Origin of the sequence: Psychrobacillus sp. NPDC093200 (assembly GCF_050280345.1) — a bacterium.
Classification (GTDB): Bacteria; Bacillota; Bacilli; order Bacillales_A; family Planococcaceae; genus Psychrobacillus; species Psychrobacillus faecigallinarum.
In genome coordinates this window covers 162,526-186,147 of record NZ_JBNNVC010000005.1, presented here as the reverse complement: position 1 = coordinate 186,147, position 23,622 = coordinate 162,526, and the positions used below count along the sequence as shown (strand labels likewise).

Sequence of the window (23,622 nt, the reverse complement as noted above, 5' to 3'; positions counted from 1 at the left end):
TAATGGAGAGAAAACAATTTCAATTAAATGACATTGTGGAGATGAAGAAACAACATCCATGTGGAACTAATCGCTGGAAGGTCATTCGATTAGGTGCAGACATTCGTATAAAATGTGAAGGATGCCAGCATAGCGTTATGATTCCGCGTGTAGAGTTTGAAAAGAAAATGAAAAAGGTGCTAGTTAAAGCAGAAGCAGAGTAAAGATAGACTTTTACCTTTAAAATAACTATAATAGACAGGTTAAAAGGAATCCGGTTAGTAAGAAAATTGAAGGGTTGTGACATATATGGCATTAACAGCAGGGATTGTCGGTTTACCAAATGTAGGGAAATCTACATTATTTAATGCAATAACAAAAGCAGGGGCTTTAGCTGCAAATTATCCGTTTGCGACAATTGATCCAAATGTGGGAATCGTTGAAGTACCAGATGCTCGTTTAGATAAATTAACAGAGTTAGTAGTTCCAAAGAAAACAGTACCGACTGCATTTGAATTTACAGATATTGCAGGTATTGTAGCAGGTGCTAGTAAAGGAGAAGGACTTGGAAACAAGTTTTTAGCACATATCCGTGAAGTAGATGCAATTTGTCAAGTTGTTCGTTGTTTTCAAGACGACAATATTACGCATGTTGCGGGCAAAGTAGATCCAATCTCTGACATAGAGGTTATTAATTTGGAATTAATCTTAGCGGATTTAGAAAGTGTGGATAAACGCTTATCTCGAGTAGCTAAGATGGCGAAACAAAAAGATAAAGAAGCAATGGTTGAAGAGCCAATTTTAACTCGTTTAAAAGAAGCATTTGAAGAAGGTAAGTCTGGTCGCTCAGTAGATTTTTCAGAGGATGAGTTGCGAGTTGTAAAAGGCCTTCACTTATTAACGATAAAACCAATGCTTTATGTAGCAAATGTATCTGAGGATGACATTATGGAATCAGAAGATAATGAGTATGTACAAAAAGTACGTGCATTTGCAGCAGAAGAGGGAGCTCAAGTTATCGTAGTATGTGCGAAAATTGAGGAAGAGATGGCAGCTTTAGAGGACGATGAGAAACAAATGTTCTTAGAAGAGCTAGGTATTCAAGAGTCTGGTTTAGATCAGCTTATAAAAGCTTCTTATTCTTTGCTTGGACTGGCTACTTACTTTACAGCAGGAGTCCAAGAGGTACGTGCTTGGACATTCCGTAAGGGTATGAAGGCACCACAATGTGCTGGAGTCATTCACTCTGACTTTGAAAAAGGCTTCATTCGTGCAGAAACAGTTGCATACGATGATTTGGTTGCTGCTGGTTCAATGTCCGCTGCTAAAGAAGCAGGGAAGGTTCGTTTAGAGGGTAAAGAGTATATTGTACAAGATGGGGACGTAATGTTATTCCGTTTCAACGTTTAAGTTGTATTGTATAAGCTTAATAGTAACTAAATTATAAAGTAAAAACCGGTCTGCTTATGCGGACCGGTTTTCTTCTATGACGTATAGGACTGGTAGAGCTGGGTCATCTTTAATAAGAATGTCATTAGGATACTTTCTCAATTCTCTATACATAGCAAAGTCGCCAGCAGCACCGGCTACTAACCATGCACCTAAAAGCACAAGGAGGGGAGATTCAATACCATAACCAAATAACATAGGGATAATTCCAGTTGTCCAAAAGGGAAGTAAGAGAGCTTTTTTCATCGATTTATTAGGAATGGGAATAGAGGTAGTTGCATAGGCAACCCCTAATTTAAGATTGACACCATAATCCATCTTGTTCCAGGGTACCTTTCCAAAGGCCCAAAACCCGATTAAATGGAATGCTTCATGTAACACAATTAACAGGAGATATCCTATAAGGAATAAGAAGATTCCTAAGAGACTAAAATTAATCTCAAATTCTTTATAAACTAAAATATATATTATTAAGCCTAATAAGGAAAAGACTATGGTCATCCATAAACTTTGCCAAGCTACCTTTTTAATATCAATCTCTATTATTGTTAGAATAGAATCTTTTTTCTCCAATACAATTCCCCCTTTTATACAAATATACATTAATAAATAAAATAAGAACAATCTCTCCTTGAAAAAAATAACAGCTTGTGGTACAATAAGTTGATGTGAGTAATATCATTACTTGCTCCTTGTCGGCTGGTGACAGTTCGACCAAAGACCATAGGGAGGTGTAAATAGATGAGAAAGTACGAATTAATGTACATTATCCAACCAGCAATCGAAGAAGATGCAAAGAAGGCTTTAGTTGAGCGTTTCAATGAAATCTTAACTTCAAATGGTGCTGAGATCATCGAAGCTAAAGAGTGGGGTAAACGCCGCTTAGCTTACGAAATCAATGACTTACGTGAAGGTTTCTACCAAATCGTTAAAGTAAACGCTGATTCTAGAGCAATCGATGAATACATTCGTTTAGCTAACATCAATGAAGACATTATCCGTCACATTGCTGTTCGTATCGACGATAAATAAGAAAATCGACTATCATGCTGAACGAGGGAGGTTATTAACTGATGATTAACCGTGTCGTATTAGTTGGAAGACTAACAAAAGATCCGGAACTTCGATATACGCCAAGTGGTGTTGCAATGGCCAGATTTACGCTTGCTGTAAATCGTACATTCTCTAACCAACAAGGCGAAAGAGAAGCTGATTTTATCAACTGTGTCGTTTGGAGAAAACAAGCGGAAAACACAGCCAATTTCTTGAAAAAAGGAAGCTTGGCAGGTGTAGAAGGGCGTATTCAAACGGGTAGTTATGAAGGACAAGATGGGAAACGTGTTTATACGACAGACGTTGTCGCAGACAGCGTTCAGTTCTTAGAACCACGCGGTAGCTCTGGTGATCGTGGCCAAGGTGGACAATCATATGGCGGCGGACAACAACAGAACTCTTATCCGACATATCAGCAAAACCAACCAATGAATCAGCAAAACTATACACGTGTAGATGAAGACCCATTTGGAAATAGTAGTGGTCCGATTGAAGTATCTGATGACGACCTACCATTCTAAAATCTTATTGCACGTTTTACTTTAATCGAAAAGGAGGCAACCTATTATGGCACCACGTCGCGGAGGCAAAAGACGCCGTAAAGTTTGTTACTTCACTGCTAACAACATCACACACATCGATTATAAAGATGTAGATTTGTTGAAAAAATTCGTGTCAGAACGTGGGAAAATTCTTCCACGTCGTGTGACAGGAACTAGCGCGAAGTACCAACGTAAGTTAACACGAGCTATCAAAGTATCTCGTATCATGGCTTTACTTCCATTCTCTTCTGAAGAGAGATAAGTATATAAAACGAAGACCGGGAAACCGGTCTTTTTTTGTTCTCTTTTTTAAAGGATAGGAACTATCATTTAACCTTTTGGATTTAGTAATTTATTGTCTATACCCTATTAATGTATTGTTACTGGTTTTAATACCTTCAGACACCTTTAGCGAAACAGATTAAACAATGGGTGATGGCTTAAGGAAAGCAACCATACGTGATTCATAAACTATAAGAGAATATGTATGTGGTATAAGAAACTATCTTTGTATGGGGTCACATAGGCTTTTCATATCATGTAATTTTAGTTGTACTTGAAAATCTGTTACAATGGATAGATGATTATAATAAAGGAAGGTCGATCATGCAAAAGAATCAGTCAAGCTATTTAACGTTTGGATCTTTAATGATTGCACTATTTGCTATTCTCATAGCAATGTCTGTGTATGTTCCGATTCTAACAATTATCACATCCTTAATAGCACCCTTACCATTAGCTTGGTATAGTGCAAAATTTGAAAGAAAAGAATCGCTACTTGTTATGGTAGTAGCAATATTTATATCTTTTATTATTGGAGGTATAGTAGGTTTAACACTTGGATTAGTTGTAGGGCCAGTTGGTTTTATAATAGGAGATTCTTTACGAAAAAAGCAGTCCAAGCTATACATGCTAATGGCTGCAGGAATATTCGTACTACTCATGACTGCTGTGCAATACATAATTTCTATTTTAGTTTTAAATATGAACCTGATAGAGCAATTTTTAGAGGGTACTAAAATATACTACGAGCAAGCGGGAAAAATACTGGAGACTGCTGGCCAAAAACCAAAGAACTACGATGAGATGGTTAAACAAATTATAATAGCATTCGAAGCAATGTTGCCAACGCTCTTTATTTTAATGGCGTTTTTACAGGCATTTGTTTATGTATCTATTCTTTTACCCATCCTAAAGAAGTTAAAAGTACCAGTTCCAAAATTTCCTAAATATATGTATTTTAAATTACCAAAAGCAGTGTTGTGGTATTATTTAGTTGTAGCAATCATCTCCTTAGTCACTACATTTGAAGTAGGGACCTTTAGCTATATGCTAATCATAAATGCGACCTTTCTTTTAAGAGCATTACTGTTGTTACAAGGGATATCGATTATTCAGTATTATTTTCATGTACAGGGTTGGCCAAAGTGGAGTGCTATTTTAGCCACTTTTTTAGCAATTCCACTAAATTCATTTGTAATAATCCTAGGTGTTTTAGATTTAGGATTTAATTTGCGAGCATATTTAAAAGACAGATTTAAGAAATAAGGAGCTGATCCAGTGGCGTCTTTTTTTAGAAAACGACCAATACGATATCCACTAATATTGTTTATGCTTCTCAGTGGAGTTGCATCTTATTTGCTTCTGTCTAACAACCTTTTAGTTGGATTACTATTTGCTCTCTTGGTTGTGGGAGTGTTTATATACGCTTGGATAATTGAAAAGCGTGTTTATGAAGAGACAGAAAGGCATATAGAGACTCTTTCCTACCGTATGAAAAAGGTAGGGGAAGAGGCATTGCTTGAAATGCCAATAGGAATTATTTTGATAAATGATCAGCATATAATTGAATGGGCAAATCCCTATATGACTCAAAAGTTACCATTTGATACGATTATAGGGGAGGAGTTACTTTCCATATCTTCTGACTTTCAGCAGCTCCTCAGGCAGGATGATTCAAAGGAAATGGTCATTTCTTTAGATGAACATGACTATAAGGTATTTTACAAGGCAGAGGAAAAGCTTCTATATTTCTTTGATATCACTGAGCAAGTTGAAATGGAATCACTTTACTATGGAGATCGAACTGTGATTGGTGTATTATTTATCGATAATTATGATGAGATATCGCAAGGCATGGACGATCAAACAAGAGGCCAATTAAACAGTATTGTTACTTCTACTGTAAATAATTGGGGAGCTAAACATGGCATATACGTTAAAAGAATATCGTCTGATCGTTTTTTAGCAGTTTTCAATGAATCCATTTTGTTGGAAGTGGAAAAAAGCAAATTCTCCATTTTGGATGATATCAGGGAAACTACCTCTAAGTTTGGATTCTCTTTAACTCTTAGCGTTGGGGTGGGTGCAGGATCTACCTCTCTTGTAGAATTAGGAGAGCTTGCACAATCGAGTCTAGATTTAGTGCTTGGCCGTGGAGGTGACCAGGTTGCTATTAAGCACCCTAATGGAAAAGTGAAGTTCTATGGAGGCAAAACTAATCCAGTAGAGAAACGTACACGTGTTAGAGCAAGGGTGATCTCACATGCAATGAGAGATTTGATACAGGACAGCGATCAGGTACTCGTAATGGGTCATAAGTTCCCGGATATGGATGCGATTGGCTCAGCCGTAGGTGTAAGAAAGATGGTTGAGATGAACAAGATAGATGGCTACGTTGTGATTGATTTTAACGAGTTGGATAAAAGTGTACTTCGTCTAATGGACGAAATTAAAGAAAAGCCTGATTTATATAAACGTTTTATCAGCCCTGAAGAGGCTATCAATAAAATGACTGAAAAGACTTTATTAGTTGTAGTAGATACCCATAAACCAAGTATGGTTATTGATGAAAAATTACTTCAAAAAGCTGAAAAAGTTGTAGTAATCGATCATCATCGTCGTGGAGAAGAGTTTATAACGAATACCATGCTTGTCTATATGGAGCCATATGCATCATCTACGTCAGAGTTGGTCACTGAGCTAATCGAATACCAACCGAAAAACGAAAAAATCACTATGCTAGAGGCTACATCTATGCTAGCAGGTATAATTGTTGATACGAAAAGTTTCACGCTTCGTACAGGGGCTAGAACGTTTGAGGCGGCCTCTTATCTTAGAACTCATGGAGCAGATACTATTTTGGTCCAACGCCTCTTAAAAGAGGATTTAGACACGTATATTGAACGCTCCAAAATTGTGCAGAACGTTGAATTCTTTAGAGAAGGAATTGCTATAGCACATGGGGATGAAGATACTAACTATAGTCAAGTGCTGCTTGCCCAGACTGCAGATATACTTTTAGCAATGAATAACGTATCAGCTTCCTTTGTATTGGGTCGTAGAAGTGATTCTTCCGTAGCAATAAGTGCAAGGTCACTTGGTGAAGTAAATGTTCAAATAGTGATGGAAAAATTAAATGGTGGAGGGCATCTAACTAATGCCGCTACCCAACTAACAGATATAACAGTTCCAGAGGCTATTAATCAATTAAAACTAGCTATAATGGAAACAATCGAAGGAGGAAACGCAGAATGAAAGTAGTATTTTTAAAAGATGTTAAAGGTAAAGGTAAAAAAGGCGAGATTAAGGATGTAGCAGATGGTTATGCACACAATTTTTTGATCAAAAATAAACTTGCTGTGGAAGCAAATACAGCTGCAATTAGCGCTTTGGAGGGACAAAAGAAGAAGTCTGAAAAAGAAGCAGCAGAAGAATTAGCCGAAGCAAAAAAATTAAAAGAAAAGTTAGAACAGCTAACAGTTGAACTAAAAGCAAAATCAGGTAACGATGGCAGACTATTTGGTTCTGTTACTACTAAACAAGTTGCTGCACAATTAGATAAAGTTCATGGGATTAAAATAGATAAACGTAAAATGGAATTAGATGATGCAATTCGTGCTTTAGGATACACAAATGTACCTGTTAAGTTACACCACGAGGTAGTAGCAACATTAAAGGTGCATGTATCTGAAGAAGCGTAAGGAGAGAATTTTATGAGCGATCCATTATTGGACCGTGTCCCCCCACATAATCAAGAAGCTGAACAATCGGTCCTTGGAGCAATATTTTTAGAACCACAAGCTTTAATAACTGCAGCAGAGATCGTTATGCCAGAAGATTTTTATCGGGTAGCTCATCAAAAAATATTCCAAACGATGCTTCGCCTGAGTGATCAAGGGAAAGCAATTGATGTAGTAACTGTCACAGAAGAATTATCTTCTAAGAAGGAACTTGAAGATGTAGGAGGCATTTCCTACATCAGTGAAATAGCAAATGCTGTTCCTACTGCCGCTAATATAGGCCACTATGCAAAAATTGTGGAGGAAAAGTCAATTCTTCGCCGTCTTATACGAGTGGCTACGACCATAGTAGAAGATGGGTTTACGCGAGAAGACGAGGTAGAAGCGCTTTTATCCGAAGCAGAAAGAAAAATGATGGAGGTTGCCAATCGAAAGAATGCTGGTGACTTTAAACATATTAAAGATGTATTGGTAGAAACCTATGACAATATTGAAAAACTGCATACTAGAAAAGGTGACGTAACTGGTATTCCTACTGGTTTCCGTGATTTAGATCGTATTACAGCAGGATTTCAACGTAATGATCTTATCATTGTAGCGGCACGTCCTTCTGTAGGGAAAACAGCTTTCGCGTTGAATGTAGCCCAAAACGTGGCTACGAAAACTGACGAGAACGTTGCAATCTTTAGTTTGGAGATGGGTGCTGAACAGCTTGTAATGCGTATGCTTTGTGCAGAGGGTAATATTGATGCTCAGGTGCTTAGAACAGGGGCCCTTACTACAGAGGATTGGCGCAAACTTACGATGGCGATGGGTAGTCTATCAAATGCTGGGATCTATATAGATGATACACCTGGTATAAGAGTAAATGAAATAAGAGCAAAGTGTAGACGACTGAAGCAGGAATCAGGTTTGGGAATGATTTTAATTGATTATTTGCAGCTTATTCAAGGAAGTGGCGGAAGCCAGGCGAATCGTCAACAAGAGGTTTCTGAAATCTCTCGTTCCTTAAAGGGTCTTGCCCGTGAGCTAAAGGTTCCTGTTATTGCCTTGTCTCAGCTGTCCCGTGGTGTAGAGCAACGACAAGATAAGAGACCAATGATGTCCGATTTACGTGAATCTGGATCGATTGAGCAAGATGCGGATATCGTTTCTTTCTTATATCGTGAGGATTATTACGATAAGGAAACAGAGAACCAGAACATGATTGAGATTATAATTGCTAAACAACGTAATGGTCCAACTGGAACCGTCACTTTAGCATTCGTGAAGGAATTCAATAAATTTGTTAATATTGATTGGAGCCAACACCAAGCTCCACCAGCATAAAGCAAACACGAACGAATTGATAATTAAATTATCAATTCGTTCGTGTTTTTTCGTTAAATTGGTTGACTATGGTAAAGATGATTGGTACAATAACACTGATTTTTAAACAGGACAAGATGTCTGACGGAGGTGTTGGCAATGCCATCAGTAGTTGTAGTAGGAACCCAATGGGGAGACGAAGGAAAAGGCAAAATTACTGACTTTTTATCGGAACACTCAGAAGTAATCGCACGTTACCAAGGTGGAAATAATGCAGGTCATACAATTATTTTCGGAGGAGAGACTTATAAGTTACATTTAATTCCTTCCGGTATTTTTTATAAGGATAAAATCTCGGTGATCGGGAATGGAATGGTAGTCGATCCACGAGCGTTGGTAAAAGAATTAAAAGGGTTGCATGATCGAGGAGTAACTACTGAAAATTTACGTATTTCTAATCGTGCCCATGTGATTCTTCCTTATCATATAAAACAAGATGAAGTAGAGGAAGCACGTAGAGGTGCTAACAAAATAGGCACAACTGGTAAAGGTATTGGCCCTGCATACATGGACAAAGCTGCCAGAGTAGGGATTCGTATAGCAGACCTTCTGGACTATGAAGTGTTTAAAGAAAAGCTAGAACGTAACTTAGAAGAAAAAAATAGAATGTTTGAGAAATTCTATGAAACAAAAGGCTTTACTGTAGAAGAAATATTAGAAGAGTTTTATAGCTATGGACAAGAGATTGAAAAGTATGTAACCGACACTTCCAAAGTATTGAATGATGCACTCGATGAAGGCAGACGAGTACTTTTTGAAGGAGCACAAGGAGTCATGCTTGATATTGATCAAGGAACTTATCCTTTTGTTACTTCTTCTAATCCTGTTGCTGGTGGAGTAACAATTGGAGCAGGTGTGGGGCCAACAAAAATTTCTCATGTGGTAGGAGTTTGTAAAGCTTATACATCTCGTGTAGGAGATGGACCGTTCCCCACAGAGCTTTTTGATGCAGTGGGCAACCAAATAAGAGAAGTAGGAAAAGAATATGGAACGACAACAGGAAGACCACGCCGTATCGGTTGGTTTGACACAGTTGTAATCCGCCATGCTCAAAGGGTAAGTGGTTTAACGGATTTAACGGTAAATTCAATTGATGTACTAACCGGATTAGAAACCGTGAAAATCTGCACTGCCTATAAATTTAAGGATGAGCTTATTACGGAATATCCAGCAAATTTACGAATTCTTTCGGAATGCGAGCCAGTCTATGAGGAAATGCCAGGCTGGAATGAGGATATTACAAAATGTAAGACGCTTGATGAACTTCCAGAAACAGCAAGACATTACTTAGAACGCATTTCTCAGTTGACAGGAGTTCCTATTTCTATCTTCTCTGTAGGACCAGATCGCACACAAACGAATATTATTTCTAGTGTTTGGAAATAAAATTCTAAAAAAAACCGTCAAAAAGAAAATTTTGACGGTTTTTTTGTTGATTTTTGTAAGAATTTTTATTTATAAATCTATTAATGTGACAAATATAACAAAGATTCCAGTAGTATTATGTATGAGAAAGAAATTAATGGAGAAAAAGTAAAGAATATTAGAAAAAGAAACTAGTAAAAAGATTAATATTACCAATATAAAAGAAAAAATAGAAAATAATGGGTGTTAAAATACAATTTCTTTACAAGATTAAATATTGCTACACTTCCCTATTTCAAATATGTTAAATTAAAATAGTGTAAAAATGGAATTAAGGTTTTTAAATAGTTTGGAAGGAGCTTTATCATGTTTTGGAATAGAAAGAATGAGGAGCAGAAGAATAAATCACTTGCTGTTCTTTCAAACAGAAAATCAAATGTGGTTAAAAAAGCTACTATAACGGTTTTACTAACATCATCACTAACCTTTAATATGGCATTTGCCAATGAAGGAAACGACAAAGCACTAAAAGAAATTTATCATATATACTCAGAAGGTCAGTACATAGGAGCACTTTCCGATAAAAAAGAAATGGAAAATTTATTGGAACAAAAAGTTCAAGAGAGTAGCTCACAGTATGGCGCTCTTCCTTTAAAAGCAGGATCTAACTTGAAGGTAGTAGCCGAACAAGTATTTACTCCCTCGACGGATGACGAAACAACACTTCAAAAACTCAACGAGATAGTTAAAGTAGAAGCAACAGCATTTGCTTTGTCAGTCAATGACGAGATGGCGGTCTACGTCAAAGACATTGAAGCCTACCATGAAGCGATAAAAAAATTAAAGCTGCAGTTTATCACGGAAGAAGAGTTAGCTATACTGGAAGCTAAAAAAAGTGTTAGTGAAAATTTACCCGAATTACAAGTAAATGAAACACGAATCGCAGATATAATTTTAAAACAGGAAGTCTCAGGTGTAACTGCTAATGTAGCACCAGAAAAGATTGTTTCTGCTGATGAAGCTGTGAAGTTGCTTTTAGAAGGCACACTAGAACAGGAATCGTATAAAGTTCAATCTGGTGATGTGTTAGGTACTATCGCTAATAAACACAATTTAACCTCAGCAGAACTTTTAGCTATTAACCCTGAACTTACAGATTCAAGTGTATTACAGATTGGTCAAGAGATTAATGTCACAGTATTAAAGCCACTTATAAATATAGAAGTAGTTTATGAGAAAAAAGTAGAGGAAGTAATTCCTCATACAAAACAAGTCAAAGAAACAGATGAAATGTATAAAGGCGATACAAAGGTAAAGCAAGAGGGTTCCGATGGGAAAAGATTAGCTACTTATTTGGTTCGTGAGGAAAACGGTGTACAAGTTGACCAGTCCGTTACGGAAGAAACTGTACTCGAACAACCAAAAGACAGTATCGTACTTAAAGGTACAAAGGTTATCCCTTCTCGAGGGTCAGGAGAATTTGCGTGGCCAGCCGAAGGGGGATACATTTCTAGCAAAATGGGATATCGTTGGGGTCGAAAGCATGAAGGTATAGACATTGCTCGTCCTAATGGATTTAACATAAAGGCTGCTGATAACGGAATTGTGGAAGCAGCTGGCTGGGATGGAACGTACGGAAATCGTGTAATTATTAATCATCAAAATGGCTACAAAACAACCTATGCACATCTTTCCTCTATTAGCGTGAGCGTTGGAGATGTGTTGCCACAAGGTTCAAAACTTGGCGTAATGGGAAGTACAGGACGCTCTACTGGAACTCACTTGCACTTTGAAGTGGAGAAGAATGGAGTAACGATTGATCCATTATCTATGTTAAACTAAATAATAAGTTAGAGACAGTCGCTAGCCGGCTGTCTTTTTATATATGATATCCTTCTAATTAGGTGCTAGATTTGTGCACCTTGCCATCCAAGTAAAATGAGGAATAACATTGGGCGCTGGGAGGCAATCCTTCACATTTCCTCTTTACTTCTTAGGAAAGGCACATAGACACTTACATTTCTCTATCTGGCTTTGCTAGACGGTAGTTAGAAGGAAATTTATTTCATAAAAATTTCCTGGGAAATATTTCGACAAAGCTCGACTTCTCATATACTACATCCTTCCTAGGATCTTTTCTTTAAGGATGCATGGAGAGAAAAAGAATGATAGAGTAATGATATATTAATTGTTTAAAATAATGTATTTGATTAAAATATAGCAGAAAAGGGCGAAAGGGGTTTAACAAGTGAGTAAGAAGATTTTAGTAGTAGATGATGAAAAACCAATTGCAGACATACTTCAATTTAATTTAAAAAAAGAAGGCTATCAGGTTTTCTGTGCGTATGATGGGGACGAGGCTTTGAAAAAAGTAGACGAGATTCAACCTGATCTTATGCTTTTAGACATAATGTTACCTAATAGGGATGGAATGGAAGTTTGTAGAGAAATTCGCAAACGCTTTAGCTTTCCTATTATTATGCTAACTGCGAAAGATTCAGAGATAGATAAGGTATTAGGGTTAGAGCTAGGGGCGGATGATTATGTGACAAAGCCATTTAGCACAAGGGAGTTAATAGCCCGAGTAAAAGCTAATATGAGAAGACATCAAACCATTCAAGAAGATAATGAAGTAGTGACTAATGATATTACTATTGGTCCTCTAACTATTCAACCGGATGCTTATTTGGTATTGAAACGAGATGAAACAATTGAATTGACTCATCGTGAATTTGAACTCTTACATTATCTTTCCAAGCATATAGGACAAGTAATGACAAGAGAGCATTTATTACAGACAGTGTGGGGATATGACTATTTTGGAGATGTTCGTACAGTCGACGTTACAATCAGACGGCTACGCGAAAAAATCGAAGATAATCCTAGTCACCCAAATTGGATTGTGACTAGACGAGGTGTTGGTTACTATTTAAGAAGCCCTGAACAGGAGTAAAACGATGCATAAGGTTGGTTACTTTAAATCAGTTCATGTTAAAGTAGTGATGATTTATGTATTATTAATCATTATTGCTATGCAAATCATCGGCTTATATTTTGTTAAAGAGTTAGAGGAGAGACTTAAAGAGAACTTTGAAGAATCCGTTAAAGATCGAGTAGGGATATTAGAATTTAGTGCGCGCGAGGAAATTATTAAAATACGGGCAGAAGAAGACCAAACACTAGAACAAAGTTTACGTTCTATCCTGTCTGGTCTTAATTCGGATGACCTAAAAGAGGTTCGGATTATTGATGCTAAATATCAAATAAGAGCCACCTCAGATTCAAACAATCAATCGATAGTTGGTCAAAAGTCCATGGACGAGCTAGTTCATAAATCCATTAGTGCGGAGGATACGTTTGATAGTATCGTCCTAGATTCCAACAAACGTATTTGGATATTAGTTACACCGATAATTCATAATGGTTCAGTGGTTGGAACTGTTTATATTGAATCGAATATTGAAAATGTATTTAGTCAAATGAACGAAATCAATCAAATCCTAGCAGTAGGTACCGCGGTGGCACTCGTGATTACGATAGTACTAGGGATTTTAATAGCACAAACGATTACAAGACCTATATCTGAGATGAGAAAACAAGCCCAAGCGATGTCAAAGGGTAATTTCTCTCGAAAGGTAAGAGTTTACGGAAATGATGAAATTGGTCAATTAGCGCATGCTTTTAATCATTTAACCAATAGGCTACAGGAAGCCCAGTCGACTACAGAGGCAGAACGTAGAAAGCTTGCCTCTGTTCTAACAAACATGACAGATGGGGTAATAGCTACCGATCGAAAAGGAAGAGTCATTTTGATAAATGATCCTGCAGTAAGGCTATTACGCATACCAAGAGAGATGGTTTTGAATAGACCCATTATTTCGGTGCTTGGCATTGATAGCGTTCACTCCTTTGAGGATTTAATCCATTCTAAGGAATCGATGAATTTAGATTTTAGTACACAGGACCGTCCATTTATACTCCGTGCTAATTTTTCAGTTATCCAAAAGGAGACTGGGTTTGTGAACGGTTTGATAGCCGTTTTACATGATAATACAGAGCAAGAAAAGATAGATATGGAAAGAAGAGAGTTTGTAGCAAATGTATCACACGAGCTTCGAACCCCTTTAACTACTATGAGCAGTTATTTGGAGGCTCTAGCAGATGGAGCATGGAAGGATGACGAGATAGCACCATCGTTTTTGAAGGTCACTCAAACAGAGACACAGAGAATGATTCGTTTGGTGAATGACTTACTTCAATTATCTAAGATGGATAGTCGGGACTATGATCTTAACAAAGAAATTGTTAACTTTAACAAGTTTTTTAATAGGATTATTGATCGATTTGAGCTGTCTAAATCTCAGAACGTTACATTTCAACGTATGCTGCCGGAAGTTCCTTACTACGTAGATATCGACACAGATAAACTGACTCAAGTAATTGATAATATTATTTCTAATGCCCTAAAATACTCCCCTGACGGAGGAAATATTCGATTTGGTATTATAGTTAAAAATGATTTACTACAAGTTATGGTTTCAGATGATGGCATGGGTATACCATCAGAAAATGTAAATCGAATTTTTGATCGATTTTATCGGGTAGACCGAGCACGAGCACGCTCTATGGGAGGGACAGGCCTTGGTCTCGCAATTGCCCGGGAAATGATAGAAGCCCATGGCGGAAAGATTTGGGCCGAAAGTGAAGAGGGCCATGGGACGACTATATTCTTTACATTAGAGATACTATTAGACGAGGAAGGTGAGTGGGATTGAAGTATATAGAACCAGTAAAATCGATTATTTTACTCATACTCATCCTGCTAAGTCTTACACTTACCTTTACAATTTGGACTTATTCACCTAACTATCCAGAAACAGATACTCCAGTAGTTGATATTTCAATTGCAGAGAAAAAGAAAATGGAAGAGGTAGTAAGACCATATCGTCTACTAATCAGTCAGCCTGATAATCTGAAAGGCTCTAATTCTCTCGTAGATATCAATAGCGTTATTAATTCTATGAAAAACTGGGAAATTGGAACGGTTAAGCTCTTTAGTAACAATACCAATGTTCAGCAGGTGAACGAGTTAATAAATCAACCATATGCAAGTACCTTATTCTTTCAAGCGGATGTCCCTATTGAGTCATATGGTTCCATTTTAAAATTTGTCGATCCTATTTTTCCTAATACCTCCTTCAACCGTTTAGTTATAGACTGGAACTCTTCCGACGCTGAAGGTACGGAGGGTGAAAAGAATTCAAGTCAGGGCTTAACCCTATACTTTATCAGTACTACTCAAAACAAAATTTACTCAGCAGATGTGTCAAAGGAAGATATCAATAGTTTTTCTGAACATATGATTAAAACCGCAAATGCTATGCAGGTGTACACTGAAATAGCTAGAGGTGGTAAATATTCTATATTTACTACTGGTAATCCAGAAAAGATTGTTCAGTATTCTTATCTGATAGAAGATATTGATATTAATAGATTTAAGGATGCCCTTTTTAACATACCAAGTCTGGTCGTACGCCGAAGTAATCCAGTAGGATCTGGCGAACAGTATACGGATGATAATGCTTTAATGACGGTAGACCCTATGTCAATGCGATTAAATTATGTACTTCCTTCTGCAGAAGGTCAATTCCTCGGTAAGTCGTCAGAGCTTCTATATAATAGCTTGAGTTTTGTGAATGAGCATGACGGCTGGACAGATGATTTTCGTTTTAGTAGGATGAATAAGGAATCCAATCAAGTAAATTTTCAGCTTTATTTTGAGGGATTACCTGTTTTCAGTCATATTATGTCCACAGAAATTATGCAATCTTGGGGAAGTAATCGAGTATATCGATATAATAGACCGTATTTTACATTAAATGATCAGCCGTTCTCCTCTAAAGATATAGAGTTGCTTTCGGGACGAGAAGCATATGAGTTATTAAGCTTAGTTCCAAATCAACAAGTTTCTATGATAGAAGAAATGGTACAAGGTTATTATCTCTCTAGGGACGCAGACCAGCCTTTGTTTACACTTGTGCCATCCTGGTATTACTTAGTGAATGGTGTATGGATAAGACTATCTCCAGAAGATTTAGGAGGTGGTACCTTTGGATTGGAGTAAAACAAAGACTATTTTTATCATAGTGTTTTCCATATTAAACGTCTTTTTGTTTACATTATATTTGAACCGATATACTGAGGGTCAGAACATAGAAGTTTTAAGCTCAACAACTGTAGAGGAACGTTTGGCAATAGACAATATTAATGTTTCCAAAGCTTCTAGTGTTATGGTGGAAGATGCCTATTATGTTTCTGGTAGTGTGCATAAATTTGAATCACAGGAAATAGAAGAACTAGAAAATCAAACGATTGAGTTTAAGCCGGAATCCCAAATTGTCGGTACGTTTATTGAACCACTTCCAATTACCGAGGAGAACAAGCTTGAAAAACTTGTGCAAGACAATATAATAAAGGGTTCATCATATGGATTATGGAAAATAGATGAGGAAAATCGAAATGCTACTTTTTTTCAAAAGGTAAACGACCGTCTTGTGTATTATAATCAAAAGGCAAGATTGGTAGTCTATTGGAATGAGGAAAATGAGCTTGTAAGATATGAACAAACCATGTTAGATAATCTGGAAGATTATAGTGAGTCCAAAAACCTTTTACCTACCATTCAAGCAATGTCCAATTTATATTCCAAAGGCTTGTTAGTTGCAAACTCAACAGTAACTGATATTAGCTTAGGGTATTCTACATTGGTACAACAAGCTGATACGCAAGTATTTGCACCAACGTGGCGAATACTAGTTGAGCGTGAGGATGGAAAAATTGATGAGCATTTTGTAAATGCGGTAGAAGGAAGAATTATTGAAATACCAACAGAAGAAGATTCATCAGCAGTAAAATAAGGAGTTTTGATGATGAAGTTTAGTGTACTAGCTAGTGGAAGCAGCGGAAATGCAATCTATGTGGAAAATGAGCAACATTCATTTTTAGTAGATGTAGGGCTAAGCGGTAAGAAAATGGATGAGCTCTTTAGAGGAATCGGAAGAGATATAAAAAATCTTTCTGGAATTTTCATCACCCATGAGCATAGCGACCATATTAAGGGACTCGGAGTAGTTGCCAGAAAATATGGCGTGCCGATTTATGCCAATGAAAAAACATGGGGAGCAATGGATTCACTTGTTGGAAAAGTGCCATTAGAGCAGCGTTTTCAATTTGATATGGAAACCGTGAAGTCATTTGGCTCCATGGATATCCAATCCTTTGCCGTTTCCCATGATGCTGCAGATCCAATGTTTTATATATTCCATGAAAATGGGCGAAAGCTTGTTTTAATAACCGATACAGGGTATGTGAGTGATCGCATGAAGGGACATATTAAAGGAGCAGATGCTTTTGTCTTTGAAAGCAATCATGATGTCAGTATGCTACAGATGGGCCGTTATCCATGGTCAGTCAAACGCCGAATTTTAAGTGACGTGGGTCACGTTTCTAATGAGGATGCTGCAGTTGCTATGAGTGAGGTAATTGATATTAAACCAACTAATGTGTACCTATCTCACTTAAGTAAAGACAACAACATGAAGGATCTGGCAAGAATGAGTGTGACCCAAACCTTGCAATCCTGCGGTATTATTGCCGGTGAGTTCGTTCACTTACATGATACAGATGCCAATCAGCCAACTGAATTAGTTTTAGTATAACTACAAGTTCCAAGAGCCTATAAGCTTTTGGAGCTTTTTTATATGGTAGCGTTCCGATTTGGTAAGTATAAGTCATCGCCGACTGCCGGATCTATCAACCAAAGTGACCAATGTTCGTGTTTTATTTGTGTAAACTAGAGCAATTCTCTCCTTTTAGTAAAATCAGACGTCATAGTTTGGGTTCGTCTCGCAAATTTCTGGGCTCACTGCAAGGTTCTGCATCATCTCTGCAACATTGTACTCCTTTTGCGCAAGGCTTGGAGTCATCTCTGCAAGGTTTATGCTCATCTCCGCAACGTCCGCCACCCTCTTTAAGGTTTATTAACAAACCATTCTCTATTTGCTATTGCTATTTGTGTTTTTTATATAACTTTTAGTTAATTTTCATTTAATTTTAATGTTTAATGGGTAAATTAAAAACACAAACATATTGTTTAATGAAAGGGAGAGTGCAAATGGGTTACTATAATTCATATGGTCCTGAACAAGAACCACCAAAAGTAAGAAATAAAGCAAAGAAAAAAGGGGTTGCAGGATATTTCTTCAGTGGTTTGGCAGGTGTATTAGTCGGAGCACTTCTTGTTTGGTTTATAACCCCTTCCGTCGTAAACAATTTACCAGCACAAACAGAAAGTGAAACGGCAACAAATAAGGCAGCTAAAACAGAACAACTAAGTGTTGATATAACGACGGATGTAACAGGAGCCGTCGAAAAAGCCTCGGATGCAGTTGTCGGTATCTCCAATATCCAATCGGCAAGAAATTTTTGGAGTCAAAATTCCTCCGAACAGGAGGCAGGTACTGGATCAGGAGTTATCTATAAAAAAGAAGGCGGAAAAGCATATATTGTAACTAATCACCATGTAATAGCGGGAGCCGAAGCTTTGGAGGTAACTTTAAAGGATGGAGTTAAGGCTGAAGCTAAGCTAGTAGGTAGCGATATGTGGACAGATCTTGCAGTTCTAGAAATAGACGATAAAGGTATTGAAACAGTACTTGAATTTGGAGATTCAGATACGTTGAAACAAGGAGAGACTGTTATTGCTATAGGTAATCCCCTTGGTTTAGACTTCTATGGATCAGTTACAACTGGAGTAGTTTCTGGTACTGACCGTGCAATACCGGTAGATATTAATGAAGATGGTGTTGAAGACTGGCAAGCAGAAGTTTTACAAACAGATGCTGCGATAAATCCCGGAAACAGTGGAGGAGCATTAATCAACTTAGCTGGCCAGCTGATAGGAATTAACTCTATGAAAATCTCCGAATCGACCATAGAAGGAATCGGCTTAGCAATTCCGGTGAACTCAGCTTTACCAATCATTGAGGACTTAGAGAGAAATGGAAAAGTTATAAGACCGTCTATGGGTATTACATTAATGGATTTAACAAATGTTCCAGCATTCCATCAACGCGATACTTTAAAATTGCCAGCAGAAGTAACTACTGGAGTTGTAGTAGACGAAGTGTATGAAGGAACTCCAGCTGCTAATGCGGGGATGAAAACATATGATGTTATCGTAGAGATGGATGGGGAGAAAGTCGAGAATTCGATTGACTTGAGAAAGCATTTATACAACGAAACAGAAATTGGAGATAATTTAAAGGTTAAGGTTTATAGACAAGGTGAAATAGTAGAATTAACTTTAACATTAAAAGATTCCAATGACTTATAAAGATGTGGATAACTAAAATTTATTAACAAAAGTTTTACACAACGAGTAGTGAAAGAAAAGCTTGTCTTTCCTACTCGTTTTTTCTTTGTTAAAATAGATTGTGGATAACAATAGATGAATTGTGTATAACTATGTTGAATAATTTAAATGAGAAGAGGAGATAAATAGTGAGAATATTCAGTTGCGAAACCCATATAAATCACGCTTTAGACATGTTTGTAGCAGAGGAAAAAACATTTCCAATGATGGAGAAATTAAACGAGGAAGAAATGTTATCCACAAGTTGTACCTATTGTAACATTTCTGCAATATATCTTGTGGCTCATGAAAATGATGACACAAGATGTAGATAACTATTGTGGATATGTGTATAAGTCATGTTAATAACTTGTTTGTAAATGAAATGTAAAGGTGGATAACCTGTGAATATACAAATTATATCTGTAGGAAAATTAAAAGAAAAATATTTGAAAATGGGGATAGAAGAGTATACAAAAAGACTTGGAAGCTACGCTAAAATGGAGTTAATAGAAGTAGCAGATGAGAAAGCCCCTGAAAACCTAAGCGATGCAGATATGGAAATCGTTAAGAAAAAAGAAGGAGACCGTATCCTAGCAAAAATCGGAGCAGACACATACGTGATAGCCCTAGCAATCGAAGGAAAAATGAAATCCTCCGAGCAGCTAGCTGCAGATATCGAGTCATTGATGACCTATGGAAAAAGCAAAATCGCCTTTGTAATAGGTGGATCACTAGGTTTGCATGAGGAAGTAATGAAGCGCAGTGACGAAAAGCTCTCCTTCTCCAAAATGACCCTGCCACACCAGCTCATGAAGCTTGTATTGGTGGAGCAGATTTATCGAGCTTTTAGGATAATGAAGGGTGAACCGTACCACAAATAGCTTGGTTTTATTGGTAGGGAGATCAGGTTAAGTGACCAATCTAGGTGAATAATGAATAGATGGACAAGTTCCGCTTATTTCACTTTCGCTAGTTTCTTAATTAAGAAACAGATATCCTATTGAAAATAATTGAGGTGGACAGGTAATTCTGTTTTTATCTCAAAAAAGTCTAAGAAAACCTTATTTAGGTGCGTCTCATGGTGGAACGTATCACAAGTAGGAGTGTTTTTTGTAAGATTCCATATGAGCAAACAACGGTCATTTGACTTAAAATATAAAAAAGAAAGGGGGCGACCTTTATTCACTCTATACATAAAATAGGAAATAGTTTTTGGTATATCACTCCTACATCGTTGTCCGACCGTCCGATTCTAGGAATGGTGATTGGCACTAAAAAGATATTAATGATTGATGCAGGTAACTCGGAAGAGCATGTAAATTATTTTCTGAAAGAACTTAAAAAAAGGGAAATCCCCAATCCAGATATAGTTGTACTAACACATTGGCATTGGGATCATATTCTTGGTCTTTCCGCATTAACTGATACAGTTTCAATTGCCTCTAAAGAGACTGAAAGAGAAATGGAGAAGCTTATTCCATTTTCATGGTCAGATGAAGCCATTGATGCACGAGTAAAAGAAGGCGTAGAAATTGAATTTTGTGCCAAAGCAATTAAAGAAGAATACACGAATCATCGTGATATTATGATTACTTTGCCAGATATTACGATTGAAAGAAGAGCAGAAATAAATCTTGGTGGAGTGACTTGTATCGTACAACATGTTGGAGGGGACCATGCTGCAGATTCTGTCATTGTGTATATTAAAGAAGAGAAGATTCTCTTCCTTGGGGACTGCATTTATCCAAGAATGTATGCCAAAAAAGTACACTATACAATAAATGAAACCTTAAGATTGTTAGATGAATTAGAATCATTTGATGCAGAAACATATATACCTTCGCATCAACAACCAATTTCAAAAGAGACATTTGAAATGGAAGTTGCTAAGCTTCGGACCATTGCGAAATATACAGATATTTGTAATGGTGATAAGCTGAAAATAATGAAGGAATACGAAAACTACGTAAAAAGGGAACTTACCGAAGATGAAATGGAGACAATCTCCAATTTTGCAAATGGTTATTAAATTATCGCTGCGTTATCGATGAATTTAAAATATTACGGAGAACCCTACCATAAATAAGTGTGGATATTAATTAGATAAAAAAATAATGTCGATTTTCTAAGTTATAGAAAATCGACATTTTTACAAATCTTATATAGATGGTTTCATGTACTACTCTTATTGTGCAGTTAATCCGCCATCGATAACGAATTCTGAACCTGTTGAGTAGCTAGACTCTTCAGAAGCTAAGAATAGTACCATGTTAGATACTTCTTCTGGCTGTGCTACGCGTTTTAATGGAATATGTTTAGCGAATTCTTCAACAGCTGCTTTTGTATCTTCTTGTACAACCATTGGAGTAGCGATTACGCCAGGGTGTACAGAGTTTACGCGAATGCCCATTGGCGCTAAGTTGATTGCCGCTGCTTTCGTCATACCACGAACTGCAAATTTTGTATCAGTATAACCTACAGCACCAGCAACTAAGCCATTCATTGAAGAAATGTTGACGATTGAACCGCCACCTGCTTTCATCATTGAAGCTGCTACTGTTTTCATGCCTAAGAATACTGACACTTGGTTAATGTCTACGATACGACGGTATTCTTCTACTGTAATATCAAGCATGTTTTTCGCCATTGTAATACCGGCGTTATTTACTAATACGTTTACTGGACCGAATGCTTCTTCTGCTTTAGCAATAACTGTTGCCCAATCTTCTTCAGATGTTACGTTTTGTTTAACAAAAAGGGCATTTTCCCCTAATTCAGCTGCGAATGCATTTCCTTTTTCCTCATTCAAATCTGTTAAAACAACTTTTGCACCGTGTTCGATAAATAATTTTGCATGTGCTGCACCCATACCTTGTGCTGCACCTGTAATAATTGCGATTTTACCTGATAAACGACTCATGTAAATGGCCCCCTAAAGTAGATTCATATAAAGTGATAGTTGACTATCATCTTTATTAGTAAACAACTTTCTTGATCGAATGTCAATTCATATGACCGTTACTTATTATGGTTGAATATAGCGTAAAAATACATCCTTCATCATCAAAAGCTGCTTGTCCGCAGAAAGTAGCGTTGAAAGATTCGTATCATGCTTTGTTAGGCTTGATTTGTAAGTAAATATGCTAAAATTTTGCACCATTGTCATGACAAAAACATCCAAATCAATACCTGGTCTTAACGAGCCGTCCTGCTTACCCTGCTCACTTATTTTTAATAAAACACGGGCTAAGTTGCTTCTTGCTGATAAATATTCAGCATATTGCTCCGGGGATTCTTCAGCTGTTTTTTCATACAAATCAAAGGAGTCGAAATACTTCGCTAAACGTAGTTGTGGGTCCTTCATTATGCCCATATAATACTCTAAAATTTGTTCGATTTTTTCATATGCAGTTATACTCTGTTCGATAATCTGCCCAATATCCGTTGCCATTTCATCTGTGATCGCATTCGTTGCCGCAATCATTAAATACTCTTTTTTAGGAAAATAGCGGAATAAAGTCGCAATCCCTATGCCAGATGCTGTCGCGACATCTTGCATTTGTACTGTTTGTACGCCTTGCTCCAAAAATAAATCCTTTGCAATCTGGATAATGTTTTGGCGGCGTTGTTGTTTTTGTTGTTCTCGTTTACTCAATTTTCGTCACTCCAACTGTTCTACATCTACATGCATTAATTGTAACATGTTTAGAGGTATCAACTTGTATTCAATTCATATGGGGCGTCACGATACTTGTTATTTATTTTTATTATGTTATTCATTAAAATAATGGGGTTGTTGGATAAAGGGTATAAAATGACATCAATTCAGGCATTTTTTCATACAATATTTAGGGGTGAAAAAATGGCAAGAGTTAAATACCGAGATAAAGACATTGACCTAATGGCAAGGATGATGAGAGCAGAAGCCGAGGGTGAAGGAAAACAAGGGATGTTATATGTTGGAAATGTAATTGTAAATCGAACTAAAGCAGATTGCTTAGACTTTCAAGATGTAAGAACTATTGAGCAAGTCATTTTTCAGGTACAAGGAGGAAATTATTCTTTTGAAGCTGTTCAAAAAGGTAATTTATTCTATGAAAGAGCGAGAACTTCTGAAAAAAGGTTAGCAAAGCAAACTTTGGACTATTGGAGAGAACACCCAGCGAAGTATGCACTTTGGTATTTTAATCCCTACGCTCCGTGTCCTCCGACATGGTACGGACAGCCTTTTTCTGGTCAGTATAAAAATCATTGTTATTATGAACCGGCAGCTGGAACATGTGAAAGTGTTTATATAGGATAGGTTAAATAAGGGAGCTTAATTAAATCTGAAGTTTTAGTAAATCTTGTTTAATGCTAGCTTAGCATCCTAGAAATAGATTCGAGAATAATATTTCCAGTTCAATATAAAAACATCATTTAGATACAT

General features: G+C 37.0%; 24 protein-coding genes. 21 read left to right on the top strand and 3 right to left on the bottom strand.

Translation table 11 applies throughout. From position 1 onward, the window contains the following. The first annotated feature begins 2 nt into the window (after window positions 1–2). Complete coding sequence (locus tag ACQKNZ_RS17730) at window positions 3–203, top strand: DUF951 domain-containing protein (RefSeq protein ID WP_144540271.1); 201 nt, start codon at window positions 3–5, stop codon at window positions 201–203. A gap of 85 nt (window positions 204–288) precedes the next feature. Beyond that, window positions 289–1,389, top strand: a complete 1,101-nt coding sequence (gene ychF / locus ACQKNZ_RS17725) for a redox-regulated ATPase YchF (RefSeq protein ID WP_154311984.1) — start codon at window positions 289–291, stop codon at window positions 1,387–1,389. A gap of 54 nt (window positions 1,390–1,443) precedes the next feature. Here ychF and ACQKNZ_RS17720 read toward each other — a convergent pair whose 3' ends face one another. Further along, window positions 1,444–2,001, bottom strand: a complete 558-nt coding sequence (locus ACQKNZ_RS17720) for a DUF3267 domain-containing protein (protein WP_340845136.1) — start codon at window positions 1,999–2,001, stop codon at window positions 1,444–1,446. Window positions 2,002–2,169: 168 nt separating this feature from the next. Here ACQKNZ_RS17720 and rpsF point away from each other — a divergent pair, with 168 nt between their 5' ends. The 18 genes from rpsF (at window position 2,170) to ACQKNZ_RS17630 (ending at window position 21,222) form a co-directional block, all read left to right on the top strand. Next, a complete protein-coding gene (gene rpsF / locus ACQKNZ_RS17715; RefSeq protein ID WP_144540267.1) occupies window positions 2,170–2,460 on the top strand; it encodes a 30S ribosomal protein S6 in 291 nt (96 codons plus the stop codon). Window positions 2,461–2,501: 41 nt separating this feature from the next. Further along, complete coding sequence (gene ssb / locus ACQKNZ_RS17710) at window positions 2,502–3,002, top strand: single-stranded DNA-binding protein (protein ID WP_144540265.1); 501 nt, start codon at window positions 2,502–2,504, stop codon at window positions 3,000–3,002. Between the two features lie 46 nt (window positions 3,003–3,048). Beyond that, window positions 3,049–3,285, top strand: coding sequence for a 30S ribosomal protein S18 (gene rpsR / locus ACQKNZ_RS17705; protein WP_142540806.1), 237 nt, complete (start codon window positions 3,049–3,051; stop codon window positions 3,283–3,285). A gap of 344 nt (window positions 3,286–3,629) precedes the next feature. After that, window positions 3,630–4,571, top strand: coding sequence for a YybS family protein (locus ACQKNZ_RS17700; RefSeq protein WP_427660951.1), 942 nt, complete (start codon window positions 3,630–3,632; stop codon window positions 4,569–4,571). Between the two features lie 12 nt (window positions 4,572–4,583). Beyond that, window positions 4,584–6,560, top strand: coding sequence for a DHH family phosphoesterase (locus tag ACQKNZ_RS17695; RefSeq protein WP_427660949.1), 1,977 nt, complete (start codon window positions 4,584–4,586; stop codon window positions 6,558–6,560). After that, window positions 6,557–7,006 (top strand): 50S ribosomal protein L9, encoded by a 450-nt coding sequence (rplI, locus tag ACQKNZ_RS17690; RefSeq protein ID WP_154311987.1) that lies wholly within the window; start codon window positions 6,557–6,559, stop codon window positions 7,004–7,006. Before ACQKNZ_RS17695 ends, rplI begins: the two co-directional genes overlap by 4 nt. A 12-nt stretch (window positions 7,007–7,018) precedes the next feature. Continuing rightward, entirely contained in the window at window positions 7,019–8,374 is a 1,356-nt protein-coding gene (gene dnaB, locus ACQKNZ_RS17685; protein ID WP_144540259.1) for a replicative DNA helicase, read from the top strand. A 138-nt stretch (window positions 8,375–8,512) separates the two neighbouring features. Then, a complete protein-coding gene (locus ACQKNZ_RS17680) occupies window positions 8,513–9,799 on the top strand; it encodes an adenylosuccinate synthase (RefSeq protein ID WP_154311988.1) in 1,287 nt (428 codons plus the stop codon). A 345-nt stretch (window positions 9,800–10,144) separates the two neighbouring features. After that, entirely contained in the window at window positions 10,145–11,620 is a 1,476-nt protein-coding gene (locus ACQKNZ_RS17675) for a M23 family metallopeptidase (RefSeq protein ID WP_154311989.1), read from the top strand. A gap of 406 nt (window positions 11,621–12,026) precedes the next feature. Further along, on the top strand, window positions 12,027–12,731 hold the full coding sequence (gene yycF, locus ACQKNZ_RS17670; protein WP_144540253.1) for a response regulator YycF: 705 nt from the start codon (window positions 12,027–12,029) through the stop codon (window positions 12,729–12,731). A 4-nt stretch (window positions 12,732–12,735) separates the two neighbouring features. Then, window positions 12,736–14,553, top strand: coding sequence for a cell wall metabolism sensor histidine kinase WalK (walK, locus tag ACQKNZ_RS17665; RefSeq protein ID WP_144540251.1), 1,818 nt, complete (start codon window positions 12,736–12,738; stop codon window positions 14,551–14,553). Next, window positions 14,550–15,902, top strand: coding sequence for a YycH family regulatory protein (locus ACQKNZ_RS17660; protein ID WP_186318237.1), 1,353 nt, complete (start codon window positions 14,550–14,552; stop codon window positions 15,900–15,902). The genes walK and ACQKNZ_RS17660 overlap by 4 nt, the downstream gene beginning before the upstream one ends. After that, window positions 15,889–16,695 (top strand): two-component system regulatory protein YycI, encoded by an 807-nt coding sequence (locus ACQKNZ_RS17655; RefSeq protein ID WP_144540247.1) that lies wholly within the window; start codon window positions 15,889–15,891, stop codon window positions 16,693–16,695. The genes ACQKNZ_RS17660 and ACQKNZ_RS17655 overlap by 14 nt, the downstream gene beginning before the upstream one ends. A 12-nt stretch (window positions 16,696–16,707) precedes the next feature. Further along, window positions 16,708–17,496: an MBL fold metallo-hydrolase gene (locus ACQKNZ_RS17650; protein ID WP_154311990.1), complete on the top strand. Its 789-nt coding sequence runs from the start codon at window positions 16,708–16,710 to the stop codon at window positions 17,494–17,496. A 455-nt stretch (window positions 17,497–17,951) separates the two neighbouring features. Continuing rightward, window positions 17,952–19,172: a S1C family serine protease gene (locus ACQKNZ_RS17645; RefSeq protein ID WP_154311991.1), complete on the top strand. Its 1,221-nt coding sequence runs from the start codon at window positions 17,952–17,954 to the stop codon at window positions 19,170–19,172. Between the two features lie 167 nt (window positions 19,173–19,339). Next, window positions 19,340–19,525, top strand: a complete 186-nt coding sequence (locus ACQKNZ_RS17640) for a CxxH/CxxC protein (RefSeq protein ID WP_427660943.1) — start codon at window positions 19,340–19,342, stop codon at window positions 19,523–19,525. 69 nt (window positions 19,526–19,594) lie between these two features. After that, on the top strand, window positions 19,595–20,074 hold the full coding sequence (gene rlmH / locus ACQKNZ_RS17635) for a 23S rRNA (pseudouridine(1915)-N(3))-methyltransferase RlmH (protein ID WP_427660941.1): 480 nt from the start codon (window positions 19,595–19,597) through the stop codon (window positions 20,072–20,074). Window positions 20,075–20,373: 299 nt separating this feature from the next. Then, window positions 20,374–21,222, top strand: coding sequence for an MBL fold metallo-hydrolase (locus tag ACQKNZ_RS17630; protein WP_144540201.1), 849 nt, complete (start codon window positions 20,374–20,376; stop codon window positions 21,220–21,222). 156 nt (window positions 21,223–21,378) lie between these two features. Here the strand turns inward: ACQKNZ_RS17630 and ACQKNZ_RS17625 are convergent, their stop codons facing one another. Next, window positions 21,379–22,113 (bottom strand): glucose 1-dehydrogenase, encoded by a 735-nt coding sequence (locus tag ACQKNZ_RS17625; RefSeq protein WP_144540199.1) that lies wholly within the window; start codon window positions 22,111–22,113, stop codon window positions 21,379–21,381. A 105-nt stretch (window positions 22,114–22,218) separates the two neighbouring features. Next, on the bottom strand, window positions 22,219–22,848 hold the full coding sequence (locus ACQKNZ_RS17620) for a TetR/AcrR family transcriptional regulator (RefSeq protein WP_154312012.1): 630 nt from the start codon (window positions 22,846–22,848) through the stop codon (window positions 22,219–22,221). A 207-nt stretch (window positions 22,849–23,055) separates the two neighbouring features. Here ACQKNZ_RS17620 and ACQKNZ_RS17615 point away from each other — a divergent pair, with 207 nt between their 5' ends. Continuing rightward, window positions 23,056–23,496, top strand: a complete 441-nt coding sequence (locus ACQKNZ_RS17615; protein WP_154312013.1) for a cell wall hydrolase — start codon at window positions 23,056–23,058, stop codon at window positions 23,494–23,496. The last annotated feature ends 126 nt before the right edge of the window (window positions 23,497–23,622 follow it).

Coding starts and splice junctions, on each gene's coding strand:
- ACQKNZ_RS17675 (WP_154311989.1), top strand. CDS start 10,145: ATGTTTTGGAATAGAAAGAATGAGGAGCAGAAGAATAAATCACTTGCT.
- ACQKNZ_RS17645 (WP_154311991.1), top strand. CDS start 17,952: ATGGGTTACTATAATTCATATGGTCCTGAACAAGAACCACCAAAAGTA.
- ACQKNZ_RS17700 (WP_427660951.1), top strand. CDS start 3,630: ATGCAAAAGAATCAGTCAAGCTATTTAACGTTTGGATCTTTAATGATT.
- ACQKNZ_RS17615 (WP_154312013.1), top strand. CDS start 23,056: ATGGCAAGAGTTAAATACCGAGATAAAGACATTGACCTAATGGCAAGG.
- dnaB (WP_144540259.1), top strand. CDS start 7,019: ATGAGCGATCCATTATTGGACCGTGTCCCCCCACATAATCAAGAAGCT.
- ssb (WP_144540265.1), top strand. CDS start 2,502: ATGATTAACCGTGTCGTATTAGTTGGAAGACTAACAAAAGATCCGGAA.
- walK (WP_144540251.1), top strand. CDS start 12,736: ATGCATAAGGTTGGTTACTTTAAATCAGTTCATGTTAAAGTAGTGATG.
- rplI (WP_154311987.1), top strand. CDS start 6,557: ATGAAAGTAGTATTTTTAAAAGATGTTAAAGGTAAAGGTAAAAAAGGC.
- rpsR (WP_142540806.1), top strand. CDS start 3,049: ATGGCACCACGTCGCGGAGGCAAAAGACGCCGTAAAGTTTGTTACTTC.
- rpsF (WP_144540267.1), top strand. CDS start 2,170: ATGAGAAAGTACGAATTAATGTACATTATCCAACCAGCAATCGAAGAA.
- ACQKNZ_RS17680 (WP_154311988.1), top strand. CDS start 8,513: ATGCCATCAGTAGTTGTAGTAGGAACCCAATGGGGAGACGAAGGAAAA.
- ACQKNZ_RS17730 (WP_144540271.1), top strand. CDS start 3: ATGGAGAGAAAACAATTTCAATTAAATGACATTGTGGAGATGAAGAAA.
- ACQKNZ_RS17650 (WP_154311990.1), top strand. CDS start 16,708: ATGAAGTTTAGTGTACTAGCTAGTGGAAGCAGCGGAAATGCAATCTAT.
- ACQKNZ_RS17625 (WP_144540199.1), bottom strand. CDS start 22,113: ATGAGTCGTTTATCAGGTAAAATCGCAATTATTACAGGTGCAGCACAA.
- ychF (WP_154311984.1), top strand. CDS start 289: ATGGCATTAACAGCAGGGATTGTCGGTTTACCAAATGTAGGGAAATCT.